General features: G+C 71.5%; 14 protein-coding genes. 3 read left to right on the top strand and 11 right to left on the bottom strand.

The window, feature by feature from the left end:
* Positions 1 to 268: 268 nt before the first annotated feature.
* From HNR00_RS13815 to HNR00_RS13805, 3 genes are all read right to left on the bottom strand, one after another.
* Positions 269 to 1,240, bottom strand: coding sequence for a hypothetical protein (locus HNR00_RS13815; RefSeq protein ID WP_183570222.1), 972 nt, complete (start codon positions 1,238 to 1,240; stop codon positions 269 to 271).
* Positions 1,241 to 1,358: 118 nt separating this feature from the next.
* A complete protein-coding gene (gene minC / locus HNR00_RS13810) occupies positions 1,359 to 2,090 on the bottom strand; it encodes a septum site-determining protein MinC (protein ID WP_183570220.1) in 732 nt (243 codons plus the stop codon).
* Positions 2,091 to 2,179: 89 nt separating this feature from the next.
* Positions 2,180 to 3,505: a DUF2254 domain-containing protein gene (locus HNR00_RS13805; RefSeq protein ID WP_183570218.1), complete on the bottom strand. Its 1,326-nt coding sequence runs from the start codon at positions 3,503 to 3,505 to the stop codon at positions 2,180 to 2,182.
* A 217-nt stretch (positions 3,506 to 3,722) separates the two neighbouring features.
* Here HNR00_RS13805 and typA point away from each other — a divergent pair, with 217 nt between their 5' ends.
* The gene (gene typA, locus HNR00_RS13800; RefSeq protein WP_183570216.1) at positions 3,723 to 5,549 is read left to right on the top strand and encodes a translational GTPase TypA; all 1,827 of its coding nucleotides are present in this window, start codon (positions 3,723 to 3,725) and stop codon (positions 5,547 to 5,549) included.
* Positions 5,550 to 5,624: 75 nt separating this feature from the next.
* Here typA and HNR00_RS13795 read toward each other — a convergent pair whose 3' ends face one another.
* The 7 genes from HNR00_RS13795 to rfbF form a co-directional block, all read right to left on the bottom strand.
* On the bottom strand, positions 5,625 to 7,313 hold the full coding sequence (locus tag HNR00_RS13795; RefSeq protein WP_183570214.1) for a methyl-accepting chemotaxis protein: 1,689 nt from the start codon (positions 7,311 to 7,313) through the stop codon (positions 5,625 to 5,627).
* A 250-nt stretch (positions 7,314 to 7,563) separates the two neighbouring features.
* Positions 7,564 to 7,731, bottom strand: a complete 168-nt coding sequence (locus HNR00_RS13790; protein ID WP_183570433.1) for a hypothetical protein — start codon at positions 7,729 to 7,731, stop codon at positions 7,564 to 7,566.
* Positions 7,732 to 7,769: 38 nt separating this feature from the next.
* Complete coding sequence (locus tag HNR00_RS13785; RefSeq protein WP_312886055.1) at positions 7,770 to 8,888, bottom strand: NAD-dependent epimerase/dehydratase family protein; 1,119 nt, start codon at positions 8,886 to 8,888, stop codon at positions 7,770 to 7,772.
* Positions 8,885 to 9,418, bottom strand: coding sequence for a dTDP-4-dehydrorhamnose 3,5-epimerase (gene rfbC / locus HNR00_RS13780; protein ID WP_183570212.1), 534 nt, complete (start codon positions 9,416 to 9,418; stop codon positions 8,885 to 8,887). Before rfbC ends, HNR00_RS13785 begins: the two co-directional genes overlap by 4 nt.
* Before the next feature lie 11 nt (positions 9,419 to 9,429).
* Positions 9,430 to 10,659 (bottom strand): class I SAM-dependent methyltransferase, encoded by a 1,230-nt coding sequence (locus HNR00_RS13775; RefSeq protein WP_183570210.1) that lies wholly within the window; start codon positions 10,657 to 10,659, stop codon positions 9,430 to 9,432.
* Positions 10,656 to 11,750, bottom strand: coding sequence for a CDP-glucose 4,6-dehydratase (rfbG, locus tag HNR00_RS13770; RefSeq protein WP_183570208.1), 1,095 nt, complete (start codon positions 11,748 to 11,750; stop codon positions 10,656 to 10,658). The genes HNR00_RS13775 and rfbG overlap by 4 nt, the downstream gene beginning before the upstream one ends.
* Positions 11,750 to 12,517, bottom strand: coding sequence for a glucose-1-phosphate cytidylyltransferase (gene rfbF / locus HNR00_RS13765; RefSeq protein WP_183570205.1), 768 nt, complete (start codon positions 12,515 to 12,517; stop codon positions 11,750 to 11,752). The genes rfbG and rfbF overlap by 1 nt, the downstream gene beginning before the upstream one ends.
* Positions 12,518 to 12,906: 389 nt before the next feature.
* Here rfbF and HNR00_RS13760 point away from each other — a divergent pair, with 389 nt between their 5' ends.
* Positions 12,907 to 13,584: a MarR family winged helix-turn-helix transcriptional regulator gene (locus HNR00_RS13760; RefSeq protein WP_183570204.1), complete on the top strand. Its 678-nt coding sequence runs from the start codon at positions 12,907 to 12,909 to the stop codon at positions 13,582 to 13,584.
* A gap of 6 nt (positions 13,585 to 13,590) precedes the next feature.
* Here the strand turns inward: HNR00_RS13760 and HNR00_RS13755 are convergent, their stop codons facing one another.
* Positions 13,591 to 13,839 carry a hypothetical protein gene (locus HNR00_RS13755; RefSeq protein ID WP_183570201.1) on the bottom strand — a complete coding sequence of 83 codons (249 nt, stop codon included), beginning with the start codon at positions 13,837 to 13,839 and terminating at the stop codon, positions 13,591 to 13,593.
* A 177-nt stretch (positions 13,840 to 14,016) separates the two neighbouring features.
* Here HNR00_RS13755 and HNR00_RS13750 point away from each other — a divergent pair, with 177 nt between their 5' ends.
* Complete coding sequence (locus tag HNR00_RS13750) at positions 14,017 to 15,021, top strand: DMT family transporter (protein WP_183570200.1); 1,005 nt, start codon at positions 14,017 to 14,019, stop codon at positions 15,019 to 15,021.
* The last annotated feature ends 47 nt before the right edge of the window (positions 15,022 to 15,068 follow it).

Genomic DNA, 15,068 nt, shown 5'->3' with positions numbered 1-15,068 from the left:
TTACCGGTCGGTTAATTTTCTCAACGTTCCCGGCAAATCTTGCCGGGCCGGTCATTTTTGCCGACCCCCGCCCCGAACCGAAAGATCGCTGGCCCGCCAGGGCGTTGGCCGGTCGGGCCGCGCGTGCGGCCGCGCCGGCCCAAAGGTTAAGCCGCCTTGGCCCGCCGGATCAGCCGATCCTGTGATCGCGGCGATCTCGGGCGTGATTCGCTCGCGCATCGCCCGGACGGTGGGACGCGGCTTTCGGACGAGGCCGATGCGCGCGAACTCAGATCAGCCCGCGCTGAACCTTCGCCTTGAGGCGGCGATCCTGGAAGGTCACCGTCACCGAACCGGCGAGGCTCGGCGGTGACCAGACATGGACCTCGAAGGTGCCGATCCCCTCGATCGCGGCGGCGCTGTCGAGGCGCCCGCGGCAGCCGAACACCCCCTCGACCTCGTTCGGCGACATGCCGGCGCGGATGCGCTCGAACCGCTCCCGCGTGACCACGCAGGCCACGACCGGCGCTTCGGGGACAGCGGCGGCGCGGTGGAACGCCGACCCGATGCCGGGCGCTGCCGATCCGGGGGCGAAGGCGACGCGCAGGGCCTCCCGGCGCGGCGCGGCGGCCTCCGCCGGTCCGAGCGCCGGTGCCGCGCGGGCGAGCGAGGCTTCGGCCGGGGCGCGCTCCGGGGAGAAGGGGCGCCGGCCCTCGTCCGGCGCAGAGACCGACGCCGGGGCGGGGCGGGAGGCATCCACCGGCACGAAGGCCGGACCCTGGCCGCGGCGACCCGATCGCGGCGCTGCGCCCGGTCCGCCCCCGGCCTCTGGCGGGGCGTCGGCGCGCAGGCCGGACGGGGCGGAGCCTTCGGGAATTGCCGAGGGCTGCGCGCTCAGCACGATCGCCCGGCGCATCGCCTGGGCGAGGTAGTCGAGCCGCTCGGCGAGGCGGCGTTCGCCGTCCTCGGCAGGGCGCGGCCGCGGCCGCAGCGCCTCGCAGGCCCGGATGACCGCGAGCAGGTCCTGGATGTCCTCCGCGGTCCATTCGGCGGCGAGCTTGCCGAACAGGGCGAGCGAACCCGGCTCGCCCTCCGCGCGCCCGCGCTCGAACGCGACGAGTTCCCGCTCCACCAGGGCGCGGCTCCTCGGGCAGCCGCCGTGATCCGCCACGTAATCGTTGAGCCGTGCGCGAAAGCCGTCTTCGGCCGCCGCGGGGAGGGGCAGGAGGGTGATGAGGGCCGTCAGAACTACTACGCGCATGGCCGACGCCTCCGGGATTCCGGGGCGTCCAGCAGGCGCCCGATCCCGTGAAGCGGCGGTTCAGCGAATGCCGAGAATCCGAGCGATCCGCGCGAAAAGCCGTGGACGGCGGATCTGCTCAGTCGAGGGCCGAGACCACGATGGCGTCGCCGTCGAGCCGGGCCTGCACGGCCTGACCGCGCCCCGTGCCGCCGAGATCGTCGGCGGTCTTGTAGAGGCCGTCGATGGCGATGAGTTCCGGCTCGAACTTGCGGCACAGGATGCGGGCGTTGGAATCGCCCACCGCGCCCGCGATGGCCCGCCCGCGCAACGCCCCGTAGATGTGGATCGAGCCGCCCGCGATCACCTCGGCCCCGGAGGCGACCGAGCCCATCACGGTGACGTCGCCGTCGAGATGCTGGATCACCTGCCCCGAGCGCACCGGCGCGTCGAGCACGAAGGAGCGCGGCCGGGGCGGGGCCGGCATCGACGCGGCCTGCGCCGGCGCCTGGGCTGCGGAGGGGGCGGCGGGCGCCTCGGCCCCCGGCTCCGGCGCGGAAAAATCGTCGATCGGCTTGCCGCCGACCAGCGGCGGCGGGAAGCCCGGCCCGAGCGAGGTCGGGCCGATGCCCTCGATGCCCAGAATCGTGATCGAGCGCTTGTTCAGCTCGGCGCAGAGGTCGAGCAGGTCCGAGCGGTCGAAGGACAGGCCGGTCACGTCGAGGATGATGGCGCGCACCGCGAAGAAGGCAGGCGCGCGCTGCTTCAGGGCGTCGAGCTCGGCCAGCCACTGATCGACCGGCGGCACGGGGGCCAGCACCATCGCCAGGAACGAGCGGCCGCGGAAGCGGATCGGGGGACGGGCGGTCACGGGAAGGGCCGGAACGGACGGGTCATGCCGGAGAGCTTATGGCAGATCGCGACGGCATCCGCCCAGGGGCGCGGGCTCCTCAACAGCATTCATCCGCATCGCTGCGAGGCGCAGGCCGCGCCCTCGGCCGCCCGGATCGCTGCGACGTCGCCGCCGAAGACCTGCGCCAGGGCGCGCAGGCGCGCCTTGTCGGCCTCCACCGTGAGCGCCGCCTCGGCCCGTTCCAGCGCCAGGCGCGACTGGTGCCGCACCGCCGCCCGGAACGCCGGATCGCCCATGCGGCTGAGCGCCGAGAGCCCCTTCTGGATGCGCAGTTGCACCTCGATCAGCCCGGCGGCGTCGCGGCCCATCACCATGAAGGCGTCTTCCAGGAGGTCGGCCGCGGCGAGCGGCGGGATGTGGACGCGGGGATGGACCGGCGCGTCGTCCGGCGGGGCGGCGCTCTCGCGCGCCCACAGGCTCAGGAGCCGGATCGAGCGGCCGACGACGTCGATGGCGGTGCCGGAATCGTTCACCGCGGGGGACATGGCGCGGGAGCCGATCTCGCTCAGCACGGCGAGGCCGAAGCGCGGGTCCTGATCGAACGAGCGCTCGTCGCCGATCGAGAAGACGCAGGCGACCTCCCGGGCGAGGGCGTCGCGGTCGGCCTCCGTCTCCGATGGCCCGATCCAGGCGACCGGCCTCTCCGGATAGGTGAAGGCTCCCGGCGTCGCCCGGACGAAGACCTCCATGCCATGCGCCTCGCAGAGCTTCGACAGGGCCGGCATGTCGATGTGCTGGACGTAGCCGATCGCCTCCGGGCTCACCGGGACGGCGTCGGCCGGGATGGCGCCCTCGTCGCGCAAGGGGCGCCCGCCCAGATAGGGCGCGCGCAGGCGCGCCTCGATCGCCTTGCGGGCGGCGGCCTCGACCCGGCCGGTGGTCTCGCCGACGCGGCCGAGCCGGGTCAGGTGGTTGATCCAGCGCAGCAGCACGACGACGATCAGGGCGATGACCGCGATCGTCACCACGAACAGGACGGCGCGCCCCTGCTCGCCGTAGGCCCCGGTCTTCGACACCACGAGGCCGACGATGCCGAACAGGAACGAGCCGAGGAACGTCGAGAGCACGGTCTGGGTCAGCCCGTCCTCGATCAGCAGGGTGGTGGCCCGCGGCGTGACGTTGTTGGTGGCCGAGCCGTAGGCCGAGACCGTGATGCTGAGCGAGAAGGTCGTCACCGTCAGCATGGAGGAGGCGATGACGGTGAGGATGCTGTCGAGGGCGTCGGTGCTGATCGTGACCGGCATCCGCCAGGGCAGGTAGCGATCGACGCTGGTCGCGAGCACCGCGGCCAGCACGCCCGTCAGGCCGATCAGCGTCGCGCGCACCCACAGCCGCCGCGTCAGCTGCGCCATCAACCATTGCCAACGCGGCATCCCCGATCCTCTCCCGCATGCCTGTTTCGCCCGACCGGACCCGGGTGAGGCCGGCTGCGCCGCCCGGCCCCGCGTCACACGCCCTTGCCGGATCGGCCCCCAGCTTATATTGCGACGCGATACCGCCCGAATCGTACTTTGGCGTCACGACCGTCGAACACGGCCCGCGACACGCCGCCTTATGGCCGGGTTTCGTCCGCCCCCATCGAGAACCCCGATGAAGCTGCGCAACATCGCCATCATCGCCCACGTCGACCATGGCAAGACCACGCTGGTCGACAAGCTGCTCCAGCAGTCCGGCACCTTCCGCGAGAACCAGCGGGTCGAGGAGCGGGCGATGGACTCGAACGACCTCGAGAAGGAGCGCGGCATCACCATCCTGGCCAAGGCGACCTCGGTCGTCTGGAAGGACACCCGCGTCAACATCGTCGACACCCCCGGCCACGCCGATTTCGGCGGCGAGGTCGAGCGCATCCTCTCCATGGTCGACGGCGTGATCGTGCTGGTGGACGCCGCCGAGGGCCCGATGCCGCAGACCAAGTTCGTCGTCGGCAAGGCCTTGAAGATCGGGCTGCGCCCGATCGTGGCCATCAACAAGGTCGACCGGCCGGACGCCCGCATCAACGAGGTCGTCAACGAGGTGTTCGACCTGTTCGCGGCGCTCGACGCCACCGACGAGCAGCTCGACTTCCCGATCCTCTACGGTTCGGGCCGCTCCGGCTGGATGAACACCGCGCCGGACGGCGACCAGTCGCAGGGCCTCGCGCCTCTGTTCGACCTCGTGCTGGAGCACGTGCCGCAGGCGCGGGTCGATGACGGCCCGTTCCGCATGCTCGGCACGCTTCTGGAGGCCAACCCGTTCCTCGGCCGCATCATCACCGGCCGCATCGCGTCCGGCACGGTCAAGCCCAACCAGTCGATCAAGGTGCTCGACCGGACCGGCAAGGTCGTGGAGACCGGCCGCGTCTCGAAGATCCTGGCCTTCCGCGGCCTGGAGCGCGCGCCCATCGACGTGGGTGAGGCGGGCGACATCGTCTCCATCGCGGGTCTCCTCAAGGGCACGGTGGCCGACACCTTCTGCGACCCGGCCGTCGCCGAGCCGATCCAGGCGCAGCCGATCGATCCGCCGACCGTCACCATGTCCTTCATCGTCAACGATTCGCCGCTGGCCGGCACCGAGGGCGACAAGGTCACGAGCCGCATGATCCGCGACCGCCTGTTCAAGGAGGCCGAGGGCAACGTCACGCTCAAGATCGAGGAGGCCGCCGACAAGGATTCGTTCTATGTCTCCGGCCGCGGCGAATTGCAGCTGTCGATCCTGATCGAGACCATGCGCCGCGAGGGCTTCGAGATCGCCGTCTCGCGTCCCCGCGTCGTCCTGGAGAAGGGCGAGGGCGGCGAGGTCCTGGAGCCGGTCGAGGAGGTCGTGATCGACGTCGACGAGGAGTATTCGGGCGTCGTCGTGCAGAAGATGTCCGAGCGCAAGGCCGACATGATCGAGATGCGGCCGTCGGGCGGCAACCGCCTGCGACTCGTCTTCCACGCGCCCACCCGCGGCCTCATCGGCTACCAGGGTGAGCTGATGACCGACACCCGCGGCACCGCGATCATGAACCGGCTGTTCAAGGCCTACGAGCCCTACAAGGGCGAGATCGCCGGCCGCCGCAACGGCGTGCTGATCTCGAACGACAAGGGCGAGGCGGTGGCCTACGCCATGTGGAACCTCGAGGATCGCGGGCCGATGATGATCGAGCCCGGCGCCAAGGTGTACCAGGGCATGATCGTCGGTGAGCACAACCGCGAGAACGACCTCGAGGTGAACGTGCTCAAGGGCAAGAAGCTGACGAACATCCGCACCACCTCGAAGGACGAGGCCGTGCGCCTGACCCCGCCGATCCGGATGACGCTGGAGAAGTCGCTCGCCTGGATTCAGGACGACGAGCTGATGGAAGTGACGCCGAAGTCGATCCGCCTGCGCAAGGCCGTGCTCGACCCCAACGACCGCAAGCGCGCCGAGCGCGCCAAGGACGCCCTCTCGGCCTGATTCCTTTGGGTGCCACGATGAAAAAGGCCACGGCGCACTCGGCGCCGTGGCCTTTTTCGTACCGTCCCGTCCGGCTCAGGCCGCCCGCACCGTATCGAGGAAGCGGCGCACCTGACCGTCGAGCTGCTCGGAGCGCTGCGACAGCTCCGAGGCCGAGGCGAGCACCTGGGCGGCCGCCGCGCCCGTGGTCTCGGCCGCCTCGGCGACGCCCGCGACGTTGCCGGTGACGGCTCCGGTGCCGGAGGAGGCCTCCGAGACGTTGCGCACGATCTCCTGGGTCGCCGCGCCCTGCTCCTCCACGGCAGCCGCGATGCCGCCGGCGAGGTGGTCGATCTCGCGGATGCGCCCGGCGATCCCGCCGATCGCGGTCACCGCCCGGTCGGTGATGGCCTGAACCTGGCCGATCTGGCCGGAGATCTCGTCGGTCGCCCGCGCGGTCTGGTTGGCGAGTTCCTTCACCTCCGCCGCCACGACCGCGAAGCCGCGCCCCGCCTCGCCGGCGCGGGCCGCCTCGATGGTGGCGTTCAGCGCCAGAAGATTGGTCTGGCCGGCGATGGTCGAGATCAGGCCGACCACGTTGCCGATCTTGGCCGCCGCGGCGCTCAGGTCCTGGACCAGCGCGGCCGTGCCCTCGGCCTCGCCCGCCGCGGCCCGGGCCAGCACGGTCGAGCCGCTGACCTGCCGTGCGATCTCCTGCACCGAGGCGCCGAGTTCCTCTGCCGCCGCCGCGACCGTGCCGACATTGGCGGCCGCCGCCTCCGCCGCCACCGCGGCCGCGCCCGATTGCGAGGCGGTCTGCGCCGCGGTGCCGGCCATGCTTTGCGCCGTCGCCTGAAGCTCGGTCGCCGCGGAGGCCACCGCCCCGACGATGCCGCCCACCGCCCGCTCGAACCCGTCCGCCATCTCGCGCATCGCCGCCTTGCGCTGCGCCTCGGCCCCGGCGCGGGCGAGCGCCGTCTCCTCTTCGAGGGCGCGGGTGCGGATCAGGTTGTCCTTGAACACCTGCACGGCGGCGGCCATGGCGCCGACCTCCTCGCGCCGCTCCCGGAAGGGGATCGCGACGCTCGCGTCGCCCGAAGCGAGGCGGGCCATGAGTTCGGTCATCCGGCGGATCGGGCGGGAGACGGTGCCGGCGAGCAGCAGGATGCCGAGACCCGACACGACGAGCAGCGCCGCGAGGCCCGCGGCCACCGCGAAGCGCGAGGCCGACGCCGCCTCCTCCGCCGTCCGGGCGCGCAGGTCCAGCAGGACCTCCTCGCTCCGGGAGATCTCGGCGGCGGTGGCGCGCACGGCGTCCATCGACACCTTGCCCTTGCCGGAGGCGACGATCTGCAAAGCCTGCGCCCGGGTCGCCTCGTCGCGCATCAGCGCGATCTCGGGCTCGGCGATCTCGACCGTCCACTTCCGGGCGGCGGCGTCGAGCGTGTCGAGCCGCCGGAGCTGCTCGGGATTGTCGGACACCAGCGTGCGCAAGGCCGTCATCGTCTCGGCGAAGGTTCGGCTACCGGCCCGGTAGGGATCGAGGAAGGCGGGATCGGCGGCGATCACGTAGCCGCGCAGGCCGGTCTCCCGATCGACCATGGCGGCGGTGAGCCGGTCGACCTTGCGCAGCACGAGATAGGTGTGGTCGCGCCAGCGGTTGGCCTCCTCGATCGTGCCGAGGTTGCGCCAGCTGACGAAGGCCGAGCCCGATACCGCGCAGACGACGAGTCCGAAGGCGAGGGCGAGCTTGGCGACGATGGGGAGGTTCGAGACAGCGCGCATGGCTGGATGTCGATGCCGATGTTGCAGGGGACGGCCGGGTGACCGCATGATGCAACTGCTGCTGGAACTTGGCTAACGAACGGTAAAAGGCCAGCCTCAATTCGATGAAGGGCGCGTTTGGCCGCAGGAGGATTGATGGAATCGTGCATTCTACAGCACAGGTCGCAATCATGCTTGAAGTTGCCTGTGCGAGCTTCGGATTTACGGTGGCGTCACGCTGAGTTGTCGCTCCGGGGCGTCATGAGCGGCGTCAGCCGGCATGCGCGCTGAGGAACAGGCCCAACGCCGCCGCCAGCAGCAGGCCGGCGATGCGGGCAAACGCCATCGCGCCGACGCCGTCCTCCTGCCTGCGCAGATGGGCGAGCTGCGCGAAGACCGCCGCCCAATAGGCCGCCCACAGGCCGAGCACTGCGTTCATCGCCGGCACATGGGTTCCGGGAGCGGCCGCGGGAAGGGTTACCGCGCGGCGTAGGCCGCAAGGGTGGCGCGCAGGCCCTCGTCCAGGATGAGGCGGGGGCGGAAGCCGACTTCTTCGATCAAGCGCCGGATGTCGGCCTCGATGCAGGCCGGCTCGCTCAGAGGGAGGGCGCGGGCGCCAAAATCGATCAGCTCGGAGCGGCCGGTGAGCTGGCCGACCGTCTCCAGAATCGTCCGCACCGGTACGGCCGCGCCGGAGCCGATATTGACCGGACCCTCGGCGCCGGAATCCAGCAGAGCCGCGAAGGCCTCGCCGGCATCTGTCACAGGCAGGAAATCGCGCCGCTGGTGCCCCGCGCTGGTGGCGAAGCGCCGGCCCGCCAGCAAAGCGCGCGCCGCATCGCCGACGAGGCGGCCCGGGGCCTCGCCGGGCCCGTAGAGGTAGAACAGCCGGCCCCAGGCCAGTGAGAGGCCGGTGCTCGCGGCGTAGGCCGAGAGGATGCGCCGCAGGCCGTCCTTGGCGGCGCCGTAGAGTGTGGCGGGGCGGCAGGGGGTGGATTCCGACAAGTGTCCGCGACGGAGGGCCGATGCATCCCCTCGCCCCGCGTGCGGGGAGAGGGCTTCGGCGACCCTGTCGTCGCCGAAGCGAGCCGGCAGGCGAAGGTGAGGGGGCTTGTCCGAAGGAGTCTCGTCCGTAGAGGCCCCCTCACCCCCGCTCCCGCTTGTCGCGACGACGACGGGGTCGTCGCGACCCTCTCCCCGCTTGCGGGGAGAGGGGGGGCTAGGGCCTGCGAGCGGTTCGATCCCGGTCCAATCGTACTCCGCACATGTCCCCGCCACCACGGCCCGCTCGCCCCCCGCCTCATGGAAGGCGCGCACGAGGTCGAGGCTCGCCGCCGTCCAGTCGAGGTTTTCGGGGGCCTGCCAGTAGCGGCCGGGCTCGGTCACCCAGGCGAGGTGCAGGAGGTGGCTCGCGCCGGCCGCCCGCACGGCGGCGCGGCGACTTCCCGCGTCGAGCAGATCGGCCGAATGGAAGGCGTGGGCGCCCTCGGGCGCGCGGCGGCCGAGGGCATGGACCTCGAAGCCGCGGGCGACCAGCGCCGCCACCGCGGGCCGCCCGACGAAGCCGGCCCCGCCGGTGACGAGGACGCGCCTCACCGGCCGGTCCAGTCGGGATAGGTGCGGTCGCGCTCGGCGATCACCGTCACCGGCTCGGGCCACGTCACGTCCAGGGCGGGATCGTCCCAGCGCAGGCCGTCGGCGGCGGCGGCGACGAAGGGGCGGTCGATCATGTAGAGGACTTCCGCTCCGTCGCTCAGCGCCTGGAAGCCGTGGGCGAAACCCGCCGGGATGTAGAGCGCGTGGCGGTTCTCAGCCGAGAGCCTCACCGAGACCGAGCGCAGATAGGTCGGCGAACCGGGCCGCAGATCGACCACGACGTCGTGGATCGCGCCGCTCGTGCAGCGCACGAGCTTGGTCTCCGCATGGGGGTTTTTCGCGAAATGCAGGCCGCGCACGGTGCCGCGCCGCGCGTTGAACGACACGCTCGACTGGGCGAACCGGGCGGTCAGGCCGTGCCGGGCGAACTCGTCCTCGCAGAAGGTGCGGGCGAACAGGCCGCGGGCGTCCGCGTGCGGCTCGGGCGCCACGCGGTAGAGGCCGGAGAGGGCGAGTTCCTCGAAGATCATGCGGGGTGTCCTCAGAACACCGTCAGTTCCGGAATCGCCACCGCGAACCGCCCACTCCAGGCGCGGATCGCCGCCATCTCGCTCGCGATCTCGTCCTTGAGGTTCCAGGGCAGGATCAGCACCGTGTCGGGGCGTAGCGCCAGAAGCGCGTCCGGCGCGACCACCGGGATGCGGCTGCCGGGGAGCCACGTGCCCTGCTTGTGCGGCGAGCGGTCGGCCACCGCCTGCACGAGTTCGGGGCCGATGCCGCAATAGTTCAGGAAGGTATTGCCCTTGGCCGCCGCGCCGTAGGCGCAGACCGTGCGGCCGGCCGCCCGCTCCTCGATCAGGAAGCGGAGCGCCGCGCATTTGATGTCGGCCACCGCGCGGCCGAAACCTTCGTAGCCCGACGGATCGAACAGGTTCGCGGCCCATTCCGAGAGCACCACCCGCTCCAGCGCCGGGGTCGGTTCGTGGGCGGCGGCCTCGCGACAGGCGAAGACGCGCAGCGAGCCGCCATGGGTCGGCCATTCCTCGACGTCGAACACCCGCAGGCCGTGCTGGCGCAGGAGGCCGATCACCACGCCGAGCGAGAGATAGGAAAAATGCTCGTGGTAGATCGTGTCGAATTGCCGGCTCTCGATCATCCGCAGGAGGTGCGGGAACTCGAAGGTCGCCACACCCTCGGGCTTCAGGATCTCGGAAAAACCCGCCACGAAGTCGTGGATGTCGGGCACGTGGGCGAGAACGTTGTTGGCCGCGGTCAGATCCGCCCGGTGGCCGGCCTGCGCGAGGCGGCGGCCGGTGTCGCGTCCGAAGAACGCCACCTCGGTCGGCACGCCGCGCGCCACCGCGGCGCGGGCAACGTTGGCGGCGGGCTCGACGCCGAGCACGGGGATGCCGCGGGCGACGACGTATTGCAGGAGGGTGCCGTCGTTGCTGGCGACCTCGACGACGTGGCTGTCGGGCCCGAGGCCGAATCGCGCGACCATCGCCGCGACGTAGTCTTCCGCGTGGCGCAGCCAGCCGGCGGAGAAGCCGGAGAAGTAGGCATAATCGGAAAAGATCGCCTCGGGGCTCTCGAAGGCCTCCAACTGCACCAGCCAGCAGGCGTCGCAGACATAGGCGTGGAGCGGGTGGAAGGTCTCGCCCCGGTGCCGGTGCGCCGCGCCGACGTAGGCATTGGCGAGCGGCGACAGGCCGAGATCGCAGACCGTGCGGGTCAGGGCGGCACCGCAGGCGCGGCAGGTCGGGCGGATCACGGCGTCCCTCCGGGCTGGAGAAGCGCCTCGTAGCGGGCGATCTGCGCCTCGGTGAGGGCCCGCGGGTCCGCGCCGGCGGCGGCGTCGCGGTACCACGCGGCGGTCCAGTCGAGGGCGGCGTCGAGGGGCAGGCGGCGGTCCCAGCCGAGGCGGGCGCGGGCCTTCGAGGCGTCGACCTTGAGATAGGTCGCCTCGTGCGGATGGGTTTTTTGCGACAAGTGCCAGCCGGCGTTGCCGCCCCAGCCTCGGCTCAGCCGCTCGACCAGATACGAGACCGGCCGGCAATCCTCGTCGGCCGGCCCGAAATTCCAGGCCTCCGCGAAGGCGTCGCCGTCGGCGCCGCACAGGCATTCGGCCAGCCGCAGATAGCCGGCCAGCGGCTCCAGCACGTGCTGCCAGGGGCGGATCGCGTGGGGCGCGCGGATCTCGACCGACTCGGCCGTTTCGAACGCGCGGACGATGTCGGGCACGAGACGGTCCTGCGACCAGTCGCCCCCGCCGACGACGTTGCCGGCCCGCGCGCTGGCGATGCGGGCCGGATGGCGCCCCTCGCCGAAGAACGAGGCGCGGTAGGCGCTCGTGACGAGTTCGGCGCAGCCCTTGGAGGCGCTGTAGGGATCGTGCCCGCCCATGGCCTCGGTCTCGCGGTAGGCGTAGGGCCATTCGCGGTTCTCGTAGGCCTTGTCGCTCGTCACCACCACGACGGCGCGCAGGTTGCGGGCGGCACGCGCCGCCTCCAGCACGTGGGCCGTGCCCATGATGTTGACCGCAAACGTCCCGACCGGATCGAGATAGGACGGCCGCACCAGGGCGCGCGCCGCCATGTGGATCACGATGTCGGGCTGCCCCACCGCGAAGGCGTCGGCGAGCGCCTGGGGATCGCGGATGTCGCCGATGCGTGAATTCTCCGGCGGGAAGCCAATGCGGTCGAACAGGTTGGGCCGGGTCAGGGGCGGCAGGCCGAAGCCGGTGACGCGGGCGCCGAGGCGTTCGAGCCAGAGGGAGAGCCACGCGCCCTTGAAGCCGGTATGGCCCGTGAGCAGCACGCTCTTGCCGGCCCAGAAGGCGGGATCGGGGTTGAGCGCCCCCATCACCACACCTTCCACGGCGCGTCGCCCCGCGCCCACAGCGCCTCGAGATGCTTCTTGTCGCGCAGCGTGTCCATCGCCTGCCAGAAGCCGGCATGGTGGTAGGCGCGCAGGTTCCCCTCGCGGGCGAGGCGCTCCAGCGGCTCGTTCTCCCATACGGTGGCGTCCCCCTCGATTAGGTCGAGGACGTTCGGCGAGAGCACGAAGAAGCCGCCGTTGATGGTCGCCCCGTCGCCCGCGGGTTTTTCGCGGAAGGCCCGCACCGCGTCGCCGTCGAGGTCGAGCGCGCCGAAGCGGCCCGGCGGCACCACCGCAGTGAGCGTCGCGAGCCGGCCATGCGCCCGGTGGAACGCCCGGAGCGCGGTGAGGTCGATATCGGCGACGCCGTCGCCGTAGGTCATGAAGAAATCCTCGTCGCCGAGATAGTCGCGCACCCGCTTGAGGCGCCCGCCGGTCATGGTGGCGTCGCCGGTCTCGATCAGCGAGACTTTCCAGTCTTCCGCGGCGGAGCGGTGGAACTGCACGTCGCCCCGCCCGAGATCGAGCGTCACGTCGCTCAGGTGCAGGCGGTAATTGAGGAAGAACTCCTTGATGACGTAGCCCTTGTAGCCGAGGCAGATCACGAACTCGCTCACGCCGTGGGCCGCGAAGATCTGCATGATGTGCCAGAGGATCGGCCGCCCGCCGATTTCCAGCATCGGCTTGGGGCGCACCACGGTCTCCTCCGAGAGCCGCGAGCCGAGCCCGCCCGCGAGGATGACGGCCTTCATCGGCGGCCTCCGCCGCGGCCGAGAAACCCTCTCCCCGACCGATTTCGGGCTTGCCCGAGATCGGTCGGGGAGAGGGGTCTTTTCAGTGACGTCGTCCGCATCATCGCCACGCCTCTATCATGCGTCGCGCAGGTCGCGCAGGGGGCGGCCGAGCGCCTCGCGACGCCGCATCGCAACTTTCCGCCGAGACTCGTCGACATCCTCGACCGATGACCGGCGCCGAGCCGGGCGCAGAGGTGCGCATCCTCCGTCGAAAGCTGTGAGGCGAGGTCGTCCGATCGGGTCTTTGTCATCCAAGCTTCATCGCAAGGCTTCAGATGCTGCCGCGTAAGCTGCGGCGACGATGCCGTCTCCCGGCTCGCCCGCGCGTCCTTGAAGGAATCCAGATCATGTCGGCGACGGCAAACCAAGCTTTCGCCGCGGCCGAGTCGGGCGCGGATCACGGCGCCTCCGGGAAAGGCGCGTCGGGCAAGGCTTCCGAGAAGACGTCGAAATCCGATCAGAAGACCGTGAAGCGGCTGCGCCCGCCCGCGGCCAAGAGCGTGGGCTGGGCGCTGGTCCAGGCGGCCCGCCTCCACCGCGCCCGCGTCGGCGACCGGCTGGCCGCCCTCGATCTGTTCGCCGGCCAGGAGCAGGTGGTGCAGGCGCTCGCCGCCGCCGGCAGCATGACCATGGGCGACCTCGCCGCCACCTTGAGGGTGCGTCCGCCGACCGCCTCCAAGACGATCTCGCGGCTTGCGGCGCTCGGCTTCGTCGAGCGGCGGGCGGAAGCCGGCGACGGGCGCATCGTACGGGTGCGGCTGACCGAAGCCGGCCTCGCCAAGGCCGCCGCGATCGAGCGGATCTGGGACGAAGTCGAGGCCGAACTGCTGGAAGGCTTCGACAACAAGGAGCGGCGGCGCCTGCGCAAGCTCCTGCGCCGCGCCGCCCGCGGCCTCGCCGAGGCCGCGGGCGTGACCGGGCACGAGGCCGATCACGAGATGGACGCGGACGGCGAGCCGGACGACGAGGAGGCCGACGCCCTGCTCGGTCCGACGGCCGCCGACGGCGTGGCGACGGCGCCCTGACCCGGATCAGTCCTCGTCGTCGTCCTCGTCGATCTCGTAGACCCGGCGGACCGAGCGGCGCTCGATCACCCGCACCGGGCGCTCCTCGATCTCCTCGACGCGACGGTACTGCCGCACCGGGCGGTAGCCGTCGTCGAGGACGCGGGCGCAGCCGTAGCCGACGCAGGTGCCCCCGCCCCAGTCGTAGGCCTGGGCAGGTCCGGCCAGCAGGGCGGCGGCGCTGGCGCCGGCCAGGATCACGGCAAGTTTGCTCATAAGCTTCGTCTCCTCAGCTTCGACGGGGCGGACAACGGCCTTTGCCCCGAAACCGTTCCCGCCGTGCTCGGATCAGGCGTGGCCGGGATGCAGCCATCGAAATTGCCTCGCGGCCGGAAACGGTTCTAGAGCGGCGCCTCCGCATCATCGTCGTCCGGGCGCTGGCCGGCCTTCGGGATGAGGGTCGGGGACGATCCGGCCGAGCCACGGGGAGGCATCGACATCGTGCGCGCTGAAGAGGACTCGCGGGCGGAGCGGGCCGTGTCGCGCGATCCGCGCCGGCTGGTCGGCATCGCCCTGATGTGCGTGGCGCCGATCCTGTTCGCGAGCCTCGACGCCACCGGCAAGCGGCTCGCCGCGGAGGGCGTCGATCCGCTGCTCACCACCTTCATGCGCTACGCCGTCAACGTCGCGCTGGTCACCGCCTTCCTCAATCCGGTGACGCGGCCGGGCGTGGCGCGTTCGCGGCGGCTGTCGCTGCAGGTCGTGCGCTCGCTGCTGCTGTTCGGCTCGACCGCCTGCAACTTCCTGGCGCTGCGCTCGCTGCAACTGGCCGAGACGGTCTCGATCCAGTTCGCCGCCCCGCTCGCCGTGGCCCTGCTCGCGGGCCCGCTGCTCGGCGAATGGTCCTCGCGCCTGCGGCTTGCGGCGGTGGCGGCGGGCTTCGTCGGCGTGCTGGTGATCGTGCGGCCCGACACGCTGGCCGCCCAGCCCGCGATGCTGTTCAGCCTCGGCAACATGCTCTGCTACGCGCTCTACGTGATCGTGACGCGCAAGCTCGCGGCCCACGATTCGAGCGCGACGACGATCTTCTATACCGGGCTCGCCGGCCTCGCGCTGATGGCGCCGCTCCTGCCCTGGATCTGGTCGGCGCCGGATTCCTGGCAGGTCTGGGGGATGCTGGTCGCGGTGGGGCTGTTCGGGACGGCGGGGCACTGGCTCCTCGTGCTCGCCCATGCGCAGGCGCCCGCGAGCCTGCTCGCGCCGCTGATCTACACGCAGATCCTATGGTCGGTGCTGTTCGGCTACGGCCTGTTCGGCGACGTGCCGGGGGCCTGGACGCTCGTGGGCGCCCTCGTCATCGTGGCCTCCGGCCTCGTCCTCATCGCCGAGGACGCCGTGGCGCGCCGCAGGACGGCGCGCCGGGAGGACGGGAAAGCGGGATCGTCCGAGCAGCCATGAGGCACGCGAGGCTGTCCGCCCGCGCGACAGCGCGGCGGCGTTCCCTG

Origin of the sequence: Methylorubrum rhodinum (genome assembly GCF_014199935.1) — a bacterium.
Classification (GTDB): Bacteria; Pseudomonadota; Alphaproteobacteria; order Rhizobiales; family Beijerinckiaceae; genus Methylobacterium; species Methylobacterium rhodinum.
Note: the sequence above shows the minus strand (reverse complement) of the source record. Positions and strands in the feature narration are given on the sequence as shown.

Coding starts and splice junctions, on each gene's coding strand:
- HNR00_RS13815 (WP_183570222.1), bottom strand. CDS start 1,240: ATGCGCGTAGTAGTTCTGACGGCCCTCATCACCCTCCTGCCCCTCCCC.
- HNR00_RS13805 (WP_183570218.1), bottom strand. CDS start 3,505: ATGCCGCGTTGGCAATGGTTGATGGCGCAGCTGACGCGGCGGCTGTGG.
- typA (WP_183570216.1), top strand. CDS start 3,723: ATGAAGCTGCGCAACATCGCCATCATCGCCCACGTCGACCATGGCAAG.
- HNR00_RS13795 (WP_183570214.1), bottom strand. CDS start 7,313: ATGCGCGCTGTCTCGAACCTCCCCATCGTCGCCAAGCTCGCCCTCGCC.
- HNR00_RS13790 (WP_183570433.1), bottom strand. CDS start 7,731: ATGAACGCAGTGCTCGGCCTGTGGGCGGCCTATTGGGCGGCGGTCTTC.
- rfbC (WP_183570212.1), bottom strand. CDS start 9,418: ATGATCTTCGAGGAACTCGCCCTCTCCGGCCTCTACCGCGTGGCGCCC.
- rfbG (WP_183570208.1), bottom strand. CDS start 11,750: ATGGGGGCGCTCAACCCCGATCCCGCCTTCTGGGCCGGCAAGAGCGTG.
- rfbF (WP_183570205.1), bottom strand. CDS start 12,517: ATGAAGGCCGTCATCCTCGCGGGCGGGCTCGGCTCGCGGCTCTCGGAG.
- HNR00_RS13760 (WP_183570204.1), top strand. CDS start 12,907: ATGTCGGCGACGGCAAACCAAGCTTTCGCCGCGGCCGAGTCGGGCGCG.
- HNR00_RS13755 (WP_183570201.1), bottom strand. CDS start 13,839: ATGAGCAAACTTGCCGTGATCCTGGCCGGCGCCAGCGCCGCCGCCCTG.
- HNR00_RS13750 (WP_183570200.1), top strand. CDS start 14,017: ATGAGGGTCGGGGACGATCCGGCCGAGCCACGGGGAGGCATCGACATC.